The 255-nt window shown below is 75.7% G+C and carries 1 protein-coding gene; it reads right to left on the reverse strand.

Annotated features, from left to right (window positions below; all coding sequences use genetic code 11):
- On the reverse strand, positions 1-255 hold a 255-nt coding region (locus tag AB3X89_RS40675; RefSeq protein ID WP_368588114.1), incomplete at both ends, for an AMP-binding protein.

Here is a 255-nt window from a genome sequence, read left to right on the forward strand (position 1 = left end):
CCCCAGCGAGCGCCTCCCCGCCCAGCGCCGCACGCCCCGCCGCATCGGCCAGCACCAGCCGCGGCGCCGCCTCCCCCAGAATCGGCCGCAGCCGCGCGCCCGGATACGCCGCATCCAGCGGCTCATACGCGCCCCCCGCCTTCAGGATCGCCAGCAGCCCCACCACCATCGCCGGGCTGCGCTCCACGCAGATCCCCACCGGCTGATCCGGCCTGACTCCGAGTGCGATCAGATGATGGGCCAGCCGGTTGGCCC

Source organism: Paraburkholderia sp. BR14320 (assembly GCF_040948665.1).
GTDB classification, from domain to species: Bacteria; Pseudomonadota; Gammaproteobacteria; order Burkholderiales; family Burkholderiaceae; genus Paraburkholderia; species Paraburkholderia youngii.